An 18,486-nucleotide genomic window follows, 5' to 3' on the forward strand; every position below is an offset into this window, starting at 1 on the left:
ACGCGGATCATGGCGCGCGCCGAAAGGGGCGGCCATTATCGCGCCACGATGATGGGAACGACCGACGATGACGCATGACGTTGCGATAGTGGGTGCCGGCCCGGCTGGCCTTGCCTTTGCCGCCTCGCTGGCCGGATCGGGGCTGCGCGTGGCGGTGATCGAGCGCCAGCCTGCCGCCGTGCTCGCCGCCCCGCCGGTTGACGGACGAGAGATCGCGCTCACCCTTCGCTCGGTGCGCGAACTTCAGGCCCTCGGCGCCTGGGAGCGCATTCCCGCAGAAGGCATCGCACCCTTGCGGGAAGCCCGCGTGCTGAACGGCGGCTCGCCCTTCGCGCTAGCCTTCGGAACGGGCGCAAGCGGGGAGGAGCAGCTCGGCCACCTCGTGTCCAACCACCTCATCCGCCGCGCACTGTTTGAAGTCTTGGCCGCGCTGCCGGGCGTCGATATCCTCGCAGGCCGTTCGGTCTCAGCCCTCCGCAACGACAGCCGGAGTGTCGATATCGCGCTCGACGATGGCACTCGCCTCAAAGCCCGCCTGCTGGTCGGCGCGGACTCGCGCTTCTCCTGGGTTCGCAAGCAACTAGGCATCGGCGCGGAAGTGAACCGGCTGGGCCGCGCCATGCTCGTCTGCCGGGTCGAGCACGACCTTGACCACGAGGGCGTCGCGACCGAGTGGTTCGACCATGGCCAGACGATCGCGATGCTGCCGCTGAACGGCCGCTGCTCCTCTGCCGTCCTGACCCTGCCGAGCGAGGACATCGCCCGGCTCGCCGCCCTCGATCCGCAGGCGCTGGGCGCGGAACTGACGCGCCGCTACGGGGGACGGCTGGGCCGGATGACCCTCATGGGCAAGGCACATGTCTATCCGCTGGCCACGACTTATGCCCGTCACTTCGCGGCCCAGCGAGCAGCGCTGATCGGTGATGCGGCGGTGGGCATGCATCCCGTTACCGCGCATGGCTTCAATCTAGGGCTGGCGAGTTCCCGGCTGCTGGGCAAGCTGGTCTCGGATGCGGCACGGCAAGGCGGCGACATCGGCGCCTCGCTGCTCCTGCGCCGCTACGAGGCGGCCCACCGCGTGGCAAGCCGCCCAATCTACACGGCCACGAACCTGATCGTCGGCCTCTATACCGCCGAGCATCCGGCAGCCCGCGCGGCACGTCATGCCGGGCTGCGGGCAGCGGCAAGGCTGCCCTTCGTATCACGAAGCGTCAGCCGGATGCTGATGCAACCGTAGACGCCCGGTCCGCGACCTCACCCGTACTGCTGCTCCACCAGCGCATGAACGCGGCGGAAGGCGGCATTGGCGCCGTCGATCACGCGCAGCTCTTCCGCCTCGTCCAGCGCAACCTGATCGAGCGCGCCGGTGAACGAGCGCCAGTGCTGCGCGCGGCCGTCCGGATGCCCGGCGAGGTGGCGCGCACCGTGGTTCTCGTCGAGTCCCAGCGCGCGGGCCATCTTGAACAGGAACGCCGCGCCGAGGTTGGAACCTTCCGCGACATAGAGCCAGCCGAGCGCGGTCGGTACGTCGATCTCTCCGGCAGCGAAACGGGGCGCCTCGGCAGGTTCGGGCAGCGGCAGCGAAAGATCGGCCATGTCCTGCCCGATCTGATCGAACCGCCGACGCCCAGCGAGATCCGGCACGAGAGCCGCCAGCGCCGCATCGTCATAGAGCGCGTCGATATCGCGGTGGAACGCACGCTGCACCGCCAGGAAACGAGCGTAGTTCGAAACCGCCGCAAAAGGCTCACCCGCCATGATGCGCTTGTCGAGCCGGTCGTGGGTTTCCGTGGTGGCGGCCTTGAGACGCTTCGCGCGGCCGGTTTCTGCCGGGGCCTGAAGTGTCGTATCCATCGCTATTCCTTCTTCAATTCATTACAGGAAACCGGGGCCGCGCATGCCGCCGCCCCGGCCCCATGCGTCAGAACGCCAGTATCATCGACGCCTTGTAGGTCCGTCCCGGCTGGCTGTAATAGCGCTGCGAGACGGTGGCGCTGTCGGAAATGTCGAGCGCGTTGTAATAGGTCTTGTCGAGCAGGTTGTACACGCCGCCCTGAAGGCGCAGACCCTCGAACAGCCCCGGCTTCACCCATGCGGTGAAATCGACGATGCCGTAGCCCGGCGTCTTGTTGATCGTCGAGGTCGGGTCCTCGACCTTGTTGCGCTTGGCCGCAACAGTGGCGGAAAGATCGGCCCCGAAACGCTCCTGGCTATAGCCGAACCCGGCGATGCCGCGCAGCGGCGGGATCGAGTTCAGGTAGACGTCCTCGTCGGTGTCCTTGCCATGCGAATAGGCGATCGAGCCCCAGACCCGCCAGTTGTCGGTCAGCGCCCACTGCGCGCTCGCCTCGATGCCGTAGATGCGGACATGGGCGCGGTTGACGTACTTGAACACGCCAAAGGGATAGCTGCCGCTGAGGCCCGCCTCGGACGCGGTCGTGGTGATCGTGTCGATGAAGTTGCGGTAGTAGTTGTCGTAGAAGCTGACCTTGGCACCGCGCTTGGCATCACCGAATTTCAGGCCCAGTTCGTAGCCCTTGCTCGTCTCGGGCTTGAGGTCCGGGTTGCCGATGCTGACATAGCTGCCGGTGCCGCCATAAGTCAGGTAGAGTTCGGTCGCCGAGGGCGCGCGGAAGGCCTGAGCGTACTGCGCATAGGCCGTGAGGTTCGGCAGGATATCGTACTCGGCCATGATCTTGGGCGAGAACTGGGAATCGCTCGACCGCGCAGGCAGGCCCTCATAGGCCGCGTTAGCCGTATAAGTCGCGGTTTCCTGCGGCTTGCGACGATACCAGTCGAAGCGCAGGCCCGGCGTCAGGTGGAAGTTGCCGAATGTCATGCGGTCCTGAAGGAACAGGCCGAGGTCCACGCCGTCGACATCGGGCATGTCCGACTGGTTCACATGAAGGAACGAGCAAGCCCGGATCGCCGCCGTGCAATTGTCGACACCAGCCGCATATTGGGTAGTCTTGGTGGCATAGACTTCGCCGCCCAGACTGATCGCGTGGCTCACCGCGCCCGTCGTCACCCGCCCGACGATCGAACCGTTTGCGCCCCAGGACTCGTCCTGAAGATCGCTGTCGCGGTCGTACTGGCCGATCGGCGCGGTGGTGCGCATCGCCCGCGTATAGGTGCGCAGGTTCAGGCGCTGCCAGTAGCCGACCAGATGCGCTTCCTGCACGAAACCGTCGCCTTCGGCCTGATAGTCGTAAGTCCCGGCTACACGCTTGCGCTTGTTCTGCTCCAGCGTCGCGTAGGAGGAGTAGGTGGCATTTACACTGGTGAGCGTGTCCTCGTCGTAGCTACGCTTGAAGGTCTCGCCGGTCAGGCCGATGCGGTGGCCGCCGCCGAGGTACTGGTGGACTTTGACCAGCAGGTTTTCCTGATCGTAGGAGGCGGGGTTCTTCGCGGTCCGCGTCGCGCCGGTGCCGTAGGTGCTCCCCTGGTTCTCTGTCTCGTGGCCGTTCTGGTAGCCGCCCTGGATCAGCACCAGCGTATCGCCGGTGCGGAAGGCCGCCGCCTGGTTCAGGTAGACGCTGTCGCTGGCGCTGTCATATGTCGCCTTGCCAAGCGCCCCCTGCTTCTTGCCGTCGGTCAAAAGGTCTTCGGGATCGAGCGTGCGCACCGCGAAGACCCCACCGAGCGCGCCTTGGCCGAAATAGCTGGAATCGCCGCTCTTCACCACGTCGATAGCGCTCAGCGAGTTGAAGTCGAAAGCCGCGACACCGCCCTGCACGCCGCGCGCGCCGTCATTCATCCAGGGGAGGCGGATGCCGTCCACGGTGGTCAGCACGCGGTTGGAATCGAGACCGCGGATGTTGATACTCTGGTTGTTGCTGCTGAAGTTCACCCCGGCGTCCACGCGGCGGGCATATTCGGCTATGTTGTCGACCATGCGTTCGCGCAGGGTCTCGCCCGAGGTCGTCGTGGTGAGCACGGCGGGCTTGCCGGCGGCATTGCGGTCGACGCCCTGCTTTTGCTCGCCGAGCGCGGTATCCTCGACCCGGACCGAACCGAGCTTGACCGCATCGTCACCGGAAGCGGCACTATCGTCCGCCGCATGGGCCTGAACGCCAGCGCAGAAGATCGCCGCCACGCCGATAGCCGAAGAGTTCCGCAGCGCCCGGGAAAACGCGCGCCGAGTGGGAAAAGTCATTGATGAATCGCCTTGATGCTAATGATTCGCAGAAGCGCTATCTGCACAATGTCGCACCGGGATTTCAACCTGCCGTGAAAATTTCCTTTGGAGACGGTTTTTTGGTTGCCCGGAGGACCTGCCGCGGCTCGAACCCTCGGACCGCTTGCGCAACCATCGGCATCAATCTAGGATATCGAATGTCCATGATTGATACGCCTTCTCCATGAAGTTCAGGAACCAGGTCGAATGGGCGCTGCACTGCTGCGCGGTGATGTGTTCGCTACCGGAAGGACGCTATCTTTCGGCGCGCAGCCTCTCCGAATTCCACGGCGTGCCCAAGGAATATCTCGGCAAGGCGCTTCAGGGACTGTCGAAGGCCGGGCTGGTGCTGACGACGCTGGGGCCGACCGGCGGCTACCGACTGGCGCGCGAGGCCGGGAAGATCACATTCCTGGACATCGTCGAAGCCGTGGAGGGACGCAAGTCCACGTTCCAGTGCAGTGAAATCCGCGCCAACAACCCCTGCCGCCCGGCCGACGCCTGCGACGACAAGCCCTGCGCGGTCGCGCGGATCATGTGGCGAGCCGACGAGGCATGGCGCCAGTCGCTGGCGGCCGTCACCCTCGCCGATCTTCAGGAGATGCTGGCCGAAGACCTCGCGCCGGACATGCTGAAGCGCAGCTTCGACTGGCTTCTGGAGCGGGCAGGCTAAAGGCGGCTCCCCTCGGAGCCGCCCTTTTCATAATGACGGTGTTGTTCAGGCGAGACCGGCCTTTTCGAGGCCGTAAAGCTTGTCCGCCGACCCCGGCACCGCCTGGAACGCGATGGAGAGGCGGTTCCAGGCATTGATCGTCATCACCGCGAAAGTCAGGTCGACCAGTTCCTTTTCCGAGAACTCCTCGCGGACGCGGGTGTAGATCTCGTCGGGAACGCCGCCGGGTGCCAGCGTCGTCAGCGCCTCGGTCCAGGCCAGCGCCGCCCGCTCGCGCGGGCTGAACAGCCCCGATTCCCGCCAGATCGCAACATGGTGGACGCGCAGTTCACGCTCGCCGTGAATCTTCGCCTCCTTGACGTGCATGTCGAGGCAGAAGGCGCAGCCGTTGATCTGCGAGGACCGGATATCGACCAGCGTGAGCGTGCTCTGCTCGATCGCGCCGTGCTTCACGGCCATGGAAAGCTCGGTCATCTTGCGGACCAGTTCGGGGGATTGCTTCGCATAATCGATACGCTGGGTCATTTCGCTTCATCCTCATTGCCGACTCTTAATGCGGATATTTTTTATCCTTAATTACCGATGCTGTAAAGCGGCAAACTTTCGCGGCCCTTCTGTCGCGGCCTGGTCATTCCTTTCGTGCACAACCGCGCCAGACGAATTATCCTTCGCGAACAAATCGCAGCGCGGCGGGTTCGCCGGTCCTGCATCGGAGTAGATATCGAGATGATGGCCAGTGCCGATCAGGAAGCCGAACTGAAACTGGACCTCGCGCACGAAGATGCCGACCGGCTCGAAGCTGCCGGGCTGTTCCCCGGCGAGACGCGCGTGATCCGCCAGCATGCCATCTATTTCGATACACCCGGCCGCGCCCTGTCGGATGCGGGTCTTTCATTGCGCATCCGCCGGGCGGGCGAAGGCGAGGCCATTCGGCGTGTGCAGACCGTCAAGGCGGACGGCAAGGCGGCAGGTCTCTTCATCCGCCCGGAATGGGAGCGCCCGGTTCCGGACGACACTCCCATCATTGACCATGCGACGCCGATCCCGGCCCTGCTGGGCGACACGCCGGAGGGCATCGCGCCGGTCTTCACGGTCGAGAACGAGCGTCATGTCTGGCTCCACGAAGGGATAGAGATCACCCTCGACCGCAGCCGTATCGTCGCGGCGCAGCGCGAGATCGCGTTCTGCGAGATCGAACTGGAACTGAAGCACGGAGAGGCCGCCGCCCTCTTTGCCCTCGCCCACCGCATCGCCGAGATCGTGCCGGTACGCCTCGGCATCGCCAGCAAGGCGGAGCGCGGCTACCGGCTGCTCGCCCCCGCCGCTTCGGCTACCAAGGCGCACCGCATCGCGCTCGACAACAGCATGACCGCCGCCGAAGCCTTTCAGGCAATCGCCGCGGACTGCCTCCATCATTTCCGCCGCAATGAGCCGCTCGTGCTCGACAGTCGCGACGGCGCCGCGCTGCATCAGGTCCGCGTGGCCATCCGCCGCCTGCGCTCCGCCATAACGCTGTTCAAGCGGATGCTGGACGAACGCACGCGCCGCACGGTCAACGGGGAACTGCGCTGGCTCGCCGGGCGGCTCGGGCAGGCCCGCGAACTCGACGTGCTGATCGAGCGGGCCGCGCCCGGCGTGCTGCGCGACCGCCTCCTCGCCGCGCAGAAGCAAGCCTATGATGCGGCCATTGCAGCGCTGGATTCGCGCCGCACCCGCCTGCTGATGCTCCGCATCGCGGAATGGACCTCGACCGGAGGCTGGCGCTCGGACGCGGAAAGTCGCGACGTCCGTGAGACGCCCGCCCGCGAGTTTGCTGCCGGAGTACTCGACCGCTTCCGCCGCAAGGTGAAGAAAAGCGGGCGCAAGCTCGAAAAACTCGACGATCACGCCCGCCACGAGGCCCGCAAGACAGCGAAGAAGCTGCGCTATGCGGTGGATTTCTTCGCCGCGCTCTTCCCGGAGAAGCGCGAGAAACGGCGACGCAAACGCTTCGTCGCGGCGCTGGAAGAGCTACAGGACCGGCTCGGCGCGCTCAACGATCTTGCCGGAGCGCCGAAGTTGCTGGCCGAACTGGACCTGCTCGACATGCCGGACGCAGCGGACCTGTTCGGAAAGGCGCACAAGGCGAAGCTGCTCGACCATGCCAGCGAAGCCTACGAGAACTTCGTGGACGCCAAGCGCTTCTGGTGCTGAGCAGCCTTCAGCAGGGAAGGTGCAGCCTCGCGAAGTCGCTCCCGGTCGAGCGGGCGAGCATCTCGCGGTACGTCTCGAAATGCGGCATGTCCGCCGTGACGAGGCCGAGCGGCGCTTCCTCCGCTCCCGCCAGCTTGCGCAGGGCGACCGGCGCGGCGGCGGGCACGAGCTGCGATCCGCTGCCGACTTCCAGTGTGGTCAGGATGCCGAAGAGCTGGCCATCGATGGTCGGGCGCGAGAGGATGGCGAGGCGGTATTGGCCCTGCTCGTTCGTCACCAGATAGATGTGGCCTGACAGGTTCGGCATGGAAACGTGTCCCGCCTGCTCGAAGCGGGAATCCGAGCGGCCGGATTCCGCGAAGCCGAGGCAAGCCTTCTCCGGCACCCAGCGGATCGTGGTCAGATAGGCAAAGAGACCGCCCGGCGTGCCGAAGCTGGGGCGCAAAGTCAGGTAGCGCCCCTCCATCCACGTCACCGCCGCGCGGGCATAGGCGCCCATCGTGTCGGGCGCGATATCGCCTATGGTCGCAGCACCAGCGGATGCGCCGCCTGTGCGCAGCGAGACGCCCAGCGCTTCCTCGATGCGCAGCAAGGTCGCCAATGTGAAGGAGCGCTTGCCCGCCAGCGCCTTTTCCAGGGTCGAGAGGCTGATCCGCGCCATGTCCGCCAGCGCCTGGCGCGAGATACGGCGACGGGCGATCTCTTCGCGTACGAGGCGCGCGGTTTCGGCCCCTTCGGGCGAGAGCGCTTCGGAATCGGTCGGGTCGATCTGGGGTAAGGTCATCACCGCCTCTTTCCGCACAAATGCGCACATTTCGTCAATAGCTTCGTGCGCCCGCGCATTTCCGCACAAGCATGGCGAAAACCGGCCAGGACTGCTCGTGGCTGTGCGGTACGCCATGGGCATAGAGGAAAGGCTCCCGATTGAACTGGAGCCTCGCCATGCCGCTTTCCCCCGCTTTCCGCCCGCCCCTGCTGCGCGGTGCCCTGATCCCCGCCATCGTGCTGGCGCTGGGTGCGCCGGTCGCCATCGCCGTCCACGCCACCGCTGCCGTCGCCGACGAAACCGCGTCCGAGGATACCGCCTCCGACGACGGCCCGGCGGCAGGCACGCTGATGCTTCGTGGACAGGGTGTCGCCAAGAGCCTCCCCGCCGTGCGCCTCGGCACGGACATGGACGTCACCGTGACCGGACAGGTGGCCCGCGTGCGGGTTACGCAGGCCTTCCGCAACACGTCCGACAAGTGGATGGAGGCGAGCTATCTCTACCCGCTGCCGCAGGACGGCGCGGTGGACTCGCTGAAGATGGTCGTCGGCCAGCGCGTGATCGTCGGCCATATCCAGCCGCGCGAGAAGGCCCGCCAGACTTACGAAGCCGCCAAGGCCAGCGGCCGCAAGGCGGGCCTTGTCGAACAACAGCGCCCCAACATGTTCAGCACGTCGGTGGCCAATGTCGGCCCCGGCGAGACCGTGCTGATCTCGATCGAGTACCAGGCGCCGGTCGCCCAGGCGAACGGCACCTTCTCGCTGCGCCTGCCGCTGGTCGTCGGCCCGCGCTACACGCCGCCCCACACCCTGACTTCCGCCGCCGCCGTGGAGGACGCCAATGCCGTCACCGCCGCGCCGGTGCTCGATCCCAGTCTTGGGAGCAGCCTCGGAAGCGGCCTCAACCCCACGTCGATCGCGGTCCACCTTGCGCCCGGCTTCGATGTCGCCAACCTCGTCAGCCGCTACCACAAGATCAACGTGACCGGCGCGACCAACGACCGCACCGTCAGCCTCGCCGATGCCACCGTGCCCGCGAACCGCGACTTCGTGCTCGAATGGCGCTCGGCCTCGGCCGATCCCACGCTCGGCCTCTTCGCCCAGAAAACCGCCAAGGGCGACTACGTGATGGCGTCCATTACCCCGCCCGCCAATCTCGACGGCCTGCCCCGCCCCCCGCGCGAGATGGTCTTCGTGATTGACAACAGCGGCTCGATGGGCGGGGATTCGATGGACGAGGCCAAGGCCAGCCTGATCCACGCGCTGGGCACCCTGCGCCCGCAGGACCACTTCAACGTGATTCGCTTCGACGACACGATGACCCGCCTGTTCGAGCACAGCGTCGCCGCCACGCCGGACCAGGTGGCGCTGGCCACCCGCTTCGCGGAATCGCTGGAAGCCCAGGGCGGCACCGAGATGCTGCCCGCGCTCAAGTCCGCGCTGGAAGATGCCGGGACCGGCGGCGGAACCAATCCCGATATCCTGCGCCAGATCGTGTTCCTGACCGACGGCGAGATCTCCAACGAGCGCGAGATGATGGCCGCGATCGGCGACGACGGTGGGCGCAGCCATGTCTTCATGGTCGGCATCGGCTCCGCGCCGAACGACTTCCTGATGGAGCGGATGTCCACGCTCGGCGGCGGGGTCTACACCCACGTCGGCGCGCCGGGCGAAGTCGCGGCGAAGATGATGCCGCTGCTCGACGTGCTCAGCCACCCGGCGGTGCGCGATCTCTCGGTGCGGGTGGAGGGCGGCTCGCTGGACCTGACGCCTTCGCGCTTGCCCGATGTCTACGCCGGACGCCCGCTGGTGCTGGTCGGCCGTAGCGACAAGCTGTCGGGCACACTCACCGTCAGCGGCAGGATCGGCAACAAGCCGTGGGAACGCCGGGTGGACCTTGCCTCTGCCCTGCCCAGTCCGTCCATCGAGAAGCTCTGGGCGCACCGCAAGATCACCGATGTCGAGGCCGACCGCGCGCTCGGCAAGCTGGAGGACGACCGCGCCGATGCCGAAGTCGAGCGGATCGGCATGGAGAGCGGCATCGTCACCAGCCGCACCAGCCTCGTCGCGGTGGACGAGACGCCCTCCCGCCCGGCAGGCGCACAGCTGACGCGCGAGGAACTGCCGGTCAACCTGCCCGCCGGTTGGGATTTCGACACGCTGTTCGGGCAGGACGCCGTTCAGCAGGCACCGAAGGACGGCTCGGACGAACTTGCCGCGATGCAGGCCCAGGCGCTGGAACTGCCGCAGACCGCCACCGGCTTCCTCGGCCTCGTCGGCAAGGGTCTGGCCTTGCTGCTGGCGGGCATGACCGGCCTCGCGCTGGTTCTGCGCCGGAGGGCGGCATGAACGCGGCGGCTCTGCGGATGCCGCTCCGTATCCGGGAGGTCGCGCATAAGCGCGGCCTCCTCACCCTGCTGGCACTGATGCTATGTTTATCCGGCGCGGCAGAGATCGGACGCGGCCTCTACATCCCGGCGAAGGCGGCGGTGGCGCAAGTCCTGCTGGAGCGTGCTTTCGACCGCAGCCGCATCGATCATGCACCTCGCAAACCCTGGCCCTGGGCCGATATGACCCCGCTGGCCCGGCTGGTCGTGCCGGGCCTCGGAACTTCGAGCGTGGTGCTGAACAGCGGATCGGGTCAGGCGCTGGCTTTCGGGCCTACGCTGCTGCCCGGCGGGGCGCGGCTCGGCCAGTCCGGAACCGCCGTGATCGCGGCCCACCGCGACACGCATTTCCGCTTCCTGCGCGATTTGAAGAAGGGCGACCTGCTGTTCCTCCAGACCCACGAAGGCATGGAGCGCCGCTACCGGGTGACCGGCATGGAAGTGGTGCGGTGGGATGGCTATGCGGTGGCCGATGCCCCGGTGGGCGAGCGGCTCGATCTGGTGACGTGCTTCCCGTTCGACGCGATCCGGCGCGGGCCGTGGCGCTACGTCGTCCATGCGGAAGCGGTCACGCAGTGAACCCGCATTCGGCAGCCCTTCCGACCCGGCCGAAACCGGGTCGGAAGGACCAATCGATCAGAAGTGGAACTTCACTTCGCCGCCGATGATGCGCGGCTCGTTGACCATGCTGGTCAGGTTGTTGAAGTCGATCGCGCCGACGATGCGGATCTGGTTGGTGATGTTGCGGGCGAAGGCCGCCACTTCCACACCCACCTTGTTGTCGCGCCAACCGGCACGCAGGCCGCCTTCAAGCGACGGCTTGCCGGTGAACTCGATCGAATCGTAGAGGAACAGGTTCACCGAGCTGCGATAGGCCCAGTCGGTGTAAGCGAAGACTTCCTGGTTCTCTGCGATGGGGTAGGTGTAGCCCGCGGTCCAGTTGGCGATCCAGCGCGGCGCCTGCGGCAGACGGTTGCCGTCGATCGAGACGAACGAGGTACCCGCCACGACCGGATCGAGCACGGTGCAACCGCCCGAGCAGGGCGCGACCATCAGGTTGCGGTCCTTGAGCTTGGTGAAGTTGTAGCTGCCACCCGCGGTCAGGACGAGGCCTTCCACCGGGGTCAGCGTCACTTCGCTTTCGACGCCCCAGCCGATCGCCTTGCGGGCGTTGATCAGCGTGGTGGTGTTCGAAGCACCGCCCACGGCGGTCAGCTGGATATTGCGGGTGTTCATGTAGAACACGTCGGCCGAATAGCTGACGAGGCCGCGCTCCTGGCCCTTGACGCCGACTTCGAACGAGGTCGTGGTCTGCGGCTTGGCCTGCGTGGCGACACCGGCGACGACGTCGTTCTTCAGCGAGGCACCGAGATAGCCGGACGCAGCACGGCCGTAGAGCGAGTGATCCTCGTCAAGCTTGTAAGTCGCGCTGGCGTCCCACGAAACCTTCGAACCCTTCGCGCGGCCTTCCGAGAGCAGGGCGCCGGCGGCGGAATCCAGCGTGCTGTACTTGCGGTCATGCGACCAGCGCAGGCCGCCGCGCAGGATCAGCTGTTCGATCGGGGTGTACTCGACCGAGCCGAACACCGCGTAAGTCTCGTTGTCGAGATGGGCGGTGTTGCCGTTGGTCTGGACGTTGGTGGTGCTCCAGCTCAGCGCCTCGGTGTTGAGGTTCTGGTTGAAGTAGTAGGCACCGGCCTGGAAGCTGACATCGCCGAACTTTTCCGAGGCGAAGCGCAGTTCCTGCGTGAATTCGCGCGGACGCGCCTTGCTACCGCTCTCAACCTGGAACGGAACGGCGCCGGGGTAGCTGCCGTCCACGTCACCGCGCGAGAAGACGTTGACCTTCTCCCAGCCGGTCACCGAGAACAGGGTGCCGAGGCCATCGAAATCGTAGCTGGCCTGGACATTGGTGCCCCAGCTGTCGAGGCGCTGCGGGTTCGCACCGTTCTGTGCGGTGTGCTCGATGTCGAAGCCGTCCACGAAGTCGTTGGTGCCCGGCTTGATCGAGTTGCCACGGAACACACGGGCCGAACCGCGCAGACGGCGGGCATGGACATTGACGAGGACGTTGAGCGGGCCGTTGTCATATTCGAGCAGAGCGCGACCGGCGAGATCGTTATAGCCGTCGAAGCTGCGTTCGTTGATCGTCTGGGCGTAGTCGTTCTTCACCCAGTCGTCGCGGTGCTGGAGGTTGCCCGCAACGCGGAAGCGCAGGGTATCGGTGATCGGGCCGCTGAGCGCGACTTCGCTGTTCACCGTGTTGTAGGTGCCCCACGAGGCGCTGGCGTGGCCGGTGTAGTGGTCGGTCGGGCGCGCCGAAGTCAGCTTGATGACGCCTGCCGGCGTATTGCGGCCGAACAGCGTGCCCTGCGGGCCCTTGAGGACTTCGATGTTCTCAAGGTCGAAAGCCGGGAAGGCCTTGAGGAACGGGCTTTCCAGCGCGATGTTGTCGTAGACCACCGAAACCGGCTGCGCCGCGTCCGACGAGAAGTCGGTATTGCCGAGGCCGCGGATGTAGAAGCGCGGGAACGTGCGACCGAACGACGATTCCGCCAGAAGGCTGGGCACGCGGCCCGAAAGGAAGCGGATGTCCTGGCCGCTGGAATTGATCGCGGCGAGCTTTTCACCGCTCAGGGCCGAAACGGCGATCGGCACGTCGACCGCGCGTTCCTCGCGGCGGGTCGCGGTGACGACGATGTCGGTGCTGGTGGCGCTGTCACCGGAAGAAACCGCCGCACTTGCTGCAGTGTTCTGGGCCTGAGCCGCAAACGGCGTGGCGAAAGCGATCGCAAGGAGCGAAACGGCGGCGCTGCGACGGAATCGACGCTGTGTCATGATTTGTGAAACCTTGATTACCCTGACCTTGTTAATTCGGGCGATTAAGGGTTCGCGCGGCCTCTCGCAAACGCAATGTCTTCCATGTTGCGTTGCAAAACGAGAAAGCGCAAAGTTGTTGCTGAATTACAACAAGAGCGCATGCCGGCGAGGTTACGGAAAATTCCGCAGTGCATCATGGCCAATCGCCATGACCGTATCGCTTTTCCGCAGCGGATGCGTGCAGCAAGGCATTGGACAGCAGCGGAATTACCCGCCATCGTAACGCAATGAAACTGCTCCCGATGGCTGCGCTGCTTGCTTCGACACTGCTGATCCAACCGCTCGGCGCCGCGCCGTCCGCGCCGCTGCCGCAGGACGATCCGCTACGCTGGGTCGATCCGATGATCGGTACCGGACCGGAAGGCCACACCTTCCCCGGCCCCAGCGCGCCCTTCGGCATGGTGCAGCTGTCGCCCGATACCGACGCCACCTGCCAGATCCGCGACTGTTATGCCCACGCCGCCGGGTACAGCTATCACGACAGCACCATCCAGGGCTTCAGCCACACCCATTTCTCGGGCGCCGGACATTCCGATCTCGGCGATATCCTGGTGATGCCCGCCATCGGCCCGGCAAACGCGGTAAAACTCGATCCCGGCAGCGCCGACCAGCCCGGTTCCGGCTATCGTCAACGCTTCTCACACGATACCGAGACGGAAAGCGCAGGCTATTACGCCGTGACGCTGACCGACAGCGGCGTGCGCGCCGAACTGACCGCCGGCACCCGCGTCGGTATCCATCGCTACGCCTTCCCGCAGGGCAGTGAGGCGCACCTCGTGCTCGACTTGCGCAGCAGCCTGTACAACTATCCCGGCAAAGTCCTGTGGTCGGGCCTGCACTTGCATGAAGACGGCACCATCACCGGCTTTCGCGAGACGCGCGGCTGGGCGCCGGGGCGCAAGCTGTTCTTCGCCATGCGCTTCTCCGCACCGCTCAAGGACCACGCCTTCCTCGACCGCGACGAACATGTCGCCTACAAGGGATTCCGCGCCCCGCAGGCCCTGCCGGGCGGCAGTAGCGATGCCCTGGCCGAGAAGCTGGGCAAGGCACTGGAGGCACGGCTGGACTTCGGCGTGCTGGATCGGCCGCTCGAAGTGCGGGTCGCACTCTCGGGCGTGGACGAGCAAGGTGCGATCGCCAACCTCGATGCCGAGGGCGCCGATTTCGACACCGTGCGCCGCCGCACCGAGAGCGCCTGGCGCGAGGCGCTGGGGCGCCTCAGCATGGATGCGCCCGCGCCGATGCGCACCAATCTCTACACCGCGCTCTACCACAGCCTGCTTGCCCCGAGCGTATGGAGCGACACCGATGGACGCTATCGCGGCCCCGACGACCAGGTCCATCTCGCCAGGGATTTCACCTTCCGCTCCACCTTCTCGCTTTGGGATACCTTCCGCGCCGAGCATCCCCTGCTCACGCTGGTCCAACCCGAACGGACCACTTCGGACATCGTCAATTCGCTGATCGCCAGCCGCGAGCACAGCCCCTGGGGCATTCTGCCGGTCTGGCAGTTCGCCGGGCGCGAGACCTGGACGATGATCGGCTATCACGCCGTGCCGGTGATCGCCGACGCCTATCTCAAGGGTCTTGGCGGCTTCGATCCGGCCAAGGCACTGGATGCCATGGTCGCCAGCGCCGACTACGCGCCCTACGGCGGCCTCGGCGAATATATCAAGCGCGGCTATGTGCCGATCGACAAGGAGCCGGAGGCGGCGTCCAAAACGGTCGAATATGCCTATGACGACTGGGCGATCGCGCGCATGGCCGAGGCCATGGGCCGCAAGGACATCGCCGCCCGCTTCGACCGGCGCGCGGGCAACTGGCGCAATTCCTTCGACGCAAAGAGCGGCTGGCTGCGCGCCCGCAAGAGCGACGGCACCTTCCGCACCCCGTTCGATCCCACCGCGATCAACTACGGATCGGACTATACCGAGGGCAATGCCTGGCAATACAGCTGGTTCGTTCCGCAAGACCAGGCAGGCCTGTTCCGCATGCTTGGTGGCGAGGCAAAGGTCGTCCGCCGGCTCGACGCGATGTTCGACTTCGACAATTCGAAGCTGGACTACAGCCATGCCGAGGACATTTCCGGCCTCATCGGCCAGTACATCCACGGCAATGAGCCAAGCCACCACGTCGCCTATCTCTATACCTATGCCGGAGCGCCCTGGCGGACGCAGGAACGGCTGAAGCAGATCGTCGAGAGCCAGTACAAGCCAACGCCCGACGGCCTTTCGGGCAACGACGACCTCGGGCAGATGTCGGCCTGGCTGGTCTTCACCGCGCTCGGCTTCTATCCGGTGACGCCCGGCTCCAATCAGTATGTGATCGGCCGCCCCTTCGTCAGCCACGCGGCGATCACCCTGCCTGGCGGCAAGACCTTCACGGTCGAAACCGAAGGCCTATCGGACACCAACCGCTATGTCGGCAAAGTGGAACTGAACGGCAAGCCGCTCGGCCGCGCATGGATTTCCGATGCCGAAGTGCGCGCCGGCGGAACCTTGCGCTTCACCATGCAGGCCGAGCCGGACAAGACCTGGGGATCGGCGCTGGCCGCAAGACCCTATTCGATGTCCAGGCCCTGAGGACTTGACTGATGGCTTGGCCAGCCGCCGTCCGACCCAACAGTTCTGCCGGAGACTGCCCTAGCCCGGCTTATTCATCGGGCTTGGTCAGAAGGGTTGGCGGGAGTGGTGTAAGCGATTGCTTTGGTGTAGGAAAATGGGTGTCTAGACCAGTCCTGCAGCGAGGCAATTTATGCCACGGGCCACACCCGCCGGGAGCGATGATAGCGCGCCGGGATTTTCGTTTCCAGCGATCGGGCGCAAGAAAATCACAGCCGCGTTCGACGGAGGTCGGCTCACCTCGGATGGCGGTGTTCTGCTGCTGGCACAGGCCGAGCGCGCGATGGGGCTTTGCCGGCGGCTTGCGGCTTGCATTGCCGATCCGCGGGACCCTGTGCGGGTGATCCATCGCCTTGATGACATTCTGCGTGCCCGCGTGTTCGCGATCGCGTGCGGCTACGAGGACGCCGATGATCTCGACGCTCTGCGTGACGATCCGGGCTTCCGCCTGGCGCTGGACAAGCTGCCGGGATCGGGCGCGGGGCTGGCCAGCCAACCGACGATGAGCCGGTGGGAAAATGCGCCGACCACACGCGAGCTGGCCAGGATGATGGCCGCGATGATCGACATCTACTGCATCAGCTACCCCGCCGCGCCGGCGGCGGTGACGCTGGATATCGATGACACCTGTGACGTTGTTCATGGCTATCAGCAGCTCTCCTTCTGGAACGGGCATCATGGCGAGCGCTGCTTCCTGCCGATCCATGTCTACGACACTGCCACCGGCCGACCGGTGGCGATGCTACTGCGCACCGGCAAGACACCGTCGGGCGCCGAAGCTGCCGGCCACATCCGGCGCCTGGTGCGCCATCTGCGCCGGCACTGGCCCGAAACGCACATCACCATCCGCGGCGACGGGCACTATGGCCGGCCCGAGGTCATGGCCTTCTGCGAGGCGGCCGGCGTCGATTACGTGTTCGGCCTGCCAACCAACGCCGCGCTGCGTGCTGATCCCGAAATCGTCGCTGCCGCCGATGCCTGCGCGGTTAAGCGGGCTCAGCGCCAATATCCGGTCCTGCGCAACTATGCCGAGACCCGCTACGGCGCGAAGAGCTGGAAGTGCCAGCGCCGCGTCGTCGCCCGGATCGAGGCCAGCACGCTGGGCATGGACATCCGCTATGTCGTCACCTCGCTGGCCGAAGGTTCGGCTGAGCATATCTACGACACCCTCTACTGCGCTCGCGGCAACGCCGAGAACCTGATCAAGCGCCACAAGACCCAGCTTGCCAGCGATCGTACCTCGTGCCGATCTGCCAACGCCAACCAGATGCGCATCATCCTGCACACCGCCGCCTACTGGCTCGTGTGGCGCATCCAGCAGGAAATCCCGAAGGCTGCCCCGCTCGCCACCGCCGAGTTCGCAACGCTGCGCCTGCGGTTGCTCAAGGTCGCCGCCCGCGTCATCGAAACCGCTACGCGCATCCGCGTCGCCTTCGCGTCAGCCTGCCCCGATGCCAGCCTGTTCAGAACCATTGCCACCGGCCTCCGGCCGGCACCCACATAACCAGCGCGGCAGTGCCGCCGAAAGCCCGAGCCCTCGTCCTTCAACCTCGAAAAGCCCATCGATCCTGACGCGGTGAAAAAACCCGCCGGAGGAGCTTGCTCTGATCACCCGGCGACCGACAAACCATGCTCGGACCAACCCGGAGCGGAGGCCTCATGAATAGTGCGGGCTAGCGCGCTTCCAGCACCATGTTGAACGGCCCTTCGGTCGCACGCCGGACGCTGGCGAAGCCGCCCTCGCGCACGATCCCGGCGATCCGCGCTTCCCCGGCCTGCGCACCGAGTCCTTCGCCCACTTCCTGATCGAGCGAGGTCGGCACGCAGATCATCGTCGAGGCGTTGTAGTAAAGTCGTCCGACCGGATTGAGATTGTCCTGCGGCGCATCGCCTGCAATCGGCTCGACGATCATCCAACGGCCACCCTCGCCCAATATCTCGCGCATGTGCGCCGCGCAGCCGCGCGGATCGCCCATGTCGTGGAGGCAATCGTACATCGTCACGAGATCGAAGCCGCGCTCGGCGATGTCCTTGGCATTGGCCACCCGGAAATCGACACGGTCGCCCAGCCCGTGCTCGGCGGCATGGCGCCGTGCTTCCTCGATAGAAGGTTCGTGGAAATCGTAGCCGGTGAAACGGCTTTGCGGATAGGCCTCGGCCATCAGCAGGGTCGAGAAGCCGACCCCGCAGCCGACATCCGCCACCCTCGCGCCGCTGCGCAGCCTGTCCTCCATGCCGTCCAGCGCCGGTATCCAGTTCTGGACGATGTTGTTGACATAGCCGGGGCGGAAGAACGCACCGGTCGCGCAGAACAAGCAGCCCGCGTGATCGCCCCAGCGCACCCCGTCGCCTGTACGGAAACAGTGCTCGACTTTAGCCTCGGCCTCGATCATTGCGGCGGCCAGTTCGAAGGCCCCGGCCAGATAGACCGGGCTGTCCGGCACGACGAAGACCATCGCCTGCTCGGGTGAGAGGCTGAACGTCCCCGTCGTCCCATCATAATCGACATAACCGTTCGCTGCCTGCGCCATCGCCCATTCGCGGACGTAGCGCTCATGCAGCCCGCCGGCACGCACGGCCAGTTCCTGCGCCGTGGCAGGCCCTTTCGCCAAGGCCTCGAACAGACCCAGCCGAAATCCGATCCTTACGGTGGGGACGGCCAATGCGCCGCCGAGATCGCCCAGCATCTTGCCGACGAAGGCATGAAGCCTCGCTTCGTCGATCGGTTCCGTCATGGCATCCTCCGCGTCCGTTCCGCAGATACTCCCGGACGGAGGACATAGCACATCG

Annotated in this window: 14 protein-coding genes; 8 read left to right on the forward strand and 6 right to left on the reverse strand. The window is 65.8% G+C overall.

Annotated features, from left to right (window positions below; genetic code table 11):
* The first annotated feature begins 67 nt into the window (after window positions 1-67).
* A complete protein-coding gene (gene ubiM / locus ACZ1II_RS05790) occupies window positions 68-1,237 on the forward strand; it encodes a 5-demethoxyubiquinol-8 5-hydroxylase UbiM (protein ID WP_465143467.1) in 1,170 nt (389 codons plus the stop codon).
* Window positions 1,238-1,254: 17 nt separating this feature from the next.
* Here the strand turns inward: ubiM and ACZ1II_RS05795 are convergent, their stop codons facing one another.
* On the reverse strand, window positions 1,255-1,854 hold the full coding sequence (locus tag ACZ1II_RS05795) for a biliverdin-producing heme oxygenase (protein WP_465143468.1): 600 nt from the start codon (window positions 1,852-1,854) through the stop codon (window positions 1,255-1,257).
* 67 nt (window positions 1,855-1,921) lie between these two features.
* Complete coding sequence (locus ACZ1II_RS05800) at window positions 1,922-4,156, reverse strand: TonB-dependent hemoglobin/transferrin/lactoferrin family receptor (RefSeq protein ID WP_465143469.1); 2,235 nt, start codon at window positions 4,154-4,156, stop codon at window positions 1,922-1,924.
* A gap of 205 nt (window positions 4,157-4,361) precedes the next feature.
* Between ACZ1II_RS05800 and ACZ1II_RS05805 the strand changes: the two genes are divergently transcribed.
* Window positions 4,362-4,850 carry an RrF2 family transcriptional regulator gene (locus ACZ1II_RS05805; RefSeq protein WP_465143470.1) on the forward strand — a complete coding sequence of 163 codons (489 nt, stop codon included), beginning with the start codon at window positions 4,362-4,364 and terminating at the stop codon, window positions 4,848-4,850.
* A gap of 45 nt (window positions 4,851-4,895) precedes the next feature.
* On the opposite strand, the gene ACZ1II_RS05810 is transcribed toward ACZ1II_RS05805, so the two are convergent.
* Window positions 4,896-5,375 (reverse strand): carboxymuconolactone decarboxylase family protein, encoded by a 480-nt coding sequence (locus ACZ1II_RS05810; protein ID WP_465143471.1) that lies wholly within the window; start codon window positions 5,373-5,375, stop codon window positions 4,896-4,898.
* A 201-nt stretch (window positions 5,376-5,576) separates the two neighbouring features.
* On the opposite strand from ACZ1II_RS05810, the gene ACZ1II_RS05815 reads away from it, so the two are divergent.
* The gene (locus ACZ1II_RS05815) at window positions 5,577-7,043 is read left to right on the forward strand and encodes a CYTH and CHAD domain-containing protein (RefSeq protein ID WP_465143472.1); all 1,467 of its coding nucleotides are present in this window, start codon (window positions 5,577-5,579) and stop codon (window positions 7,041-7,043) included.
* A 7-nt stretch (window positions 7,044-7,050) separates the two neighbouring features.
* On the opposite strand, the gene ACZ1II_RS05820 is transcribed toward ACZ1II_RS05815, so the two are convergent.
* Window positions 7,051-7,827 (reverse strand): helix-turn-helix domain-containing protein, encoded by a 777-nt coding sequence (locus tag ACZ1II_RS05820; RefSeq protein ID WP_465143473.1) that lies wholly within the window; start codon window positions 7,825-7,827, stop codon window positions 7,051-7,053.
* A 158-nt stretch (window positions 7,828-7,985) separates the two neighbouring features.
* On the opposite strand from ACZ1II_RS05820, the gene ACZ1II_RS05825 reads away from it, so the two are divergent.
* Both ACZ1II_RS05825 and ACZ1II_RS05830 read left to right on the forward strand, forming a co-directional pair.
* Window positions 7,986-10,157, forward strand: a complete 2,172-nt coding sequence (locus ACZ1II_RS05825; protein WP_465143474.1) for a marine proteobacterial sortase target protein — start codon at window positions 7,986-7,988, stop codon at window positions 10,155-10,157.
* Window positions 10,154-10,774: a class GN sortase gene (locus tag ACZ1II_RS05830; RefSeq protein ID WP_465143475.1), complete on the forward strand. Its 621-nt coding sequence runs from the start codon at window positions 10,154-10,156 to the stop codon at window positions 10,772-10,774. Before ACZ1II_RS05825 ends, ACZ1II_RS05830 begins: the two co-directional genes overlap by 4 nt.
* A gap of 57 nt (window positions 10,775-10,831) precedes the next feature.
* Here the strand turns inward: ACZ1II_RS05830 and ACZ1II_RS05835 are convergent, their stop codons facing one another.
* Complete coding sequence (locus tag ACZ1II_RS05835) at window positions 10,832-13,033, reverse strand: TonB-dependent receptor (protein WP_465143476.1); 2,202 nt, start codon at window positions 13,031-13,033, stop codon at window positions 10,832-10,834.
* 75 nt (window positions 13,034-13,108) lie between these two features.
* Here ACZ1II_RS05835 and ACZ1II_RS05840 point away from each other — a divergent pair, with 75 nt between their 5' ends.
* From ACZ1II_RS05840 to ACZ1II_RS05850, 3 genes are all read left to right on the forward strand, one after another.
* Entirely contained in the window at window positions 13,109-13,306 is a 198-nt protein-coding gene (locus tag ACZ1II_RS05840) for a hypothetical protein (RefSeq protein ID WP_465143477.1), read from the forward strand.
* Complete coding sequence (locus ACZ1II_RS05845) at window positions 13,303-15,657, forward strand: GH92 family glycosyl hydrolase (RefSeq protein ID WP_465143478.1); 2,355 nt, start codon at window positions 13,303-13,305, stop codon at window positions 15,655-15,657. The genes ACZ1II_RS05840 and ACZ1II_RS05845 overlap by 4 nt, the downstream gene beginning before the upstream one ends.
* Before the next feature lie 172 nt (window positions 15,658-15,829).
* Entirely contained in the window at window positions 15,830-17,200 is a 1,371-nt protein-coding gene (locus tag ACZ1II_RS05850; protein ID WP_465143380.1) for an IS1380 family transposase, read from the forward strand.
* 169 nt (window positions 17,201-17,369) lie between these two features.
* Here ACZ1II_RS05850 and ACZ1II_RS05855 read toward each other — a convergent pair whose 3' ends face one another.
* A complete protein-coding gene (locus ACZ1II_RS05855; protein ID WP_465143479.1) occupies window positions 17,370-18,431 on the reverse strand; it encodes a class I SAM-dependent methyltransferase in 1,062 nt (353 codons plus the stop codon).
* Window positions 18,432-18,486 lie beyond the last annotated feature (55 nt).

Source organism: Novosphingobium sp. BL-S-20, assembly GCF_055521635.1.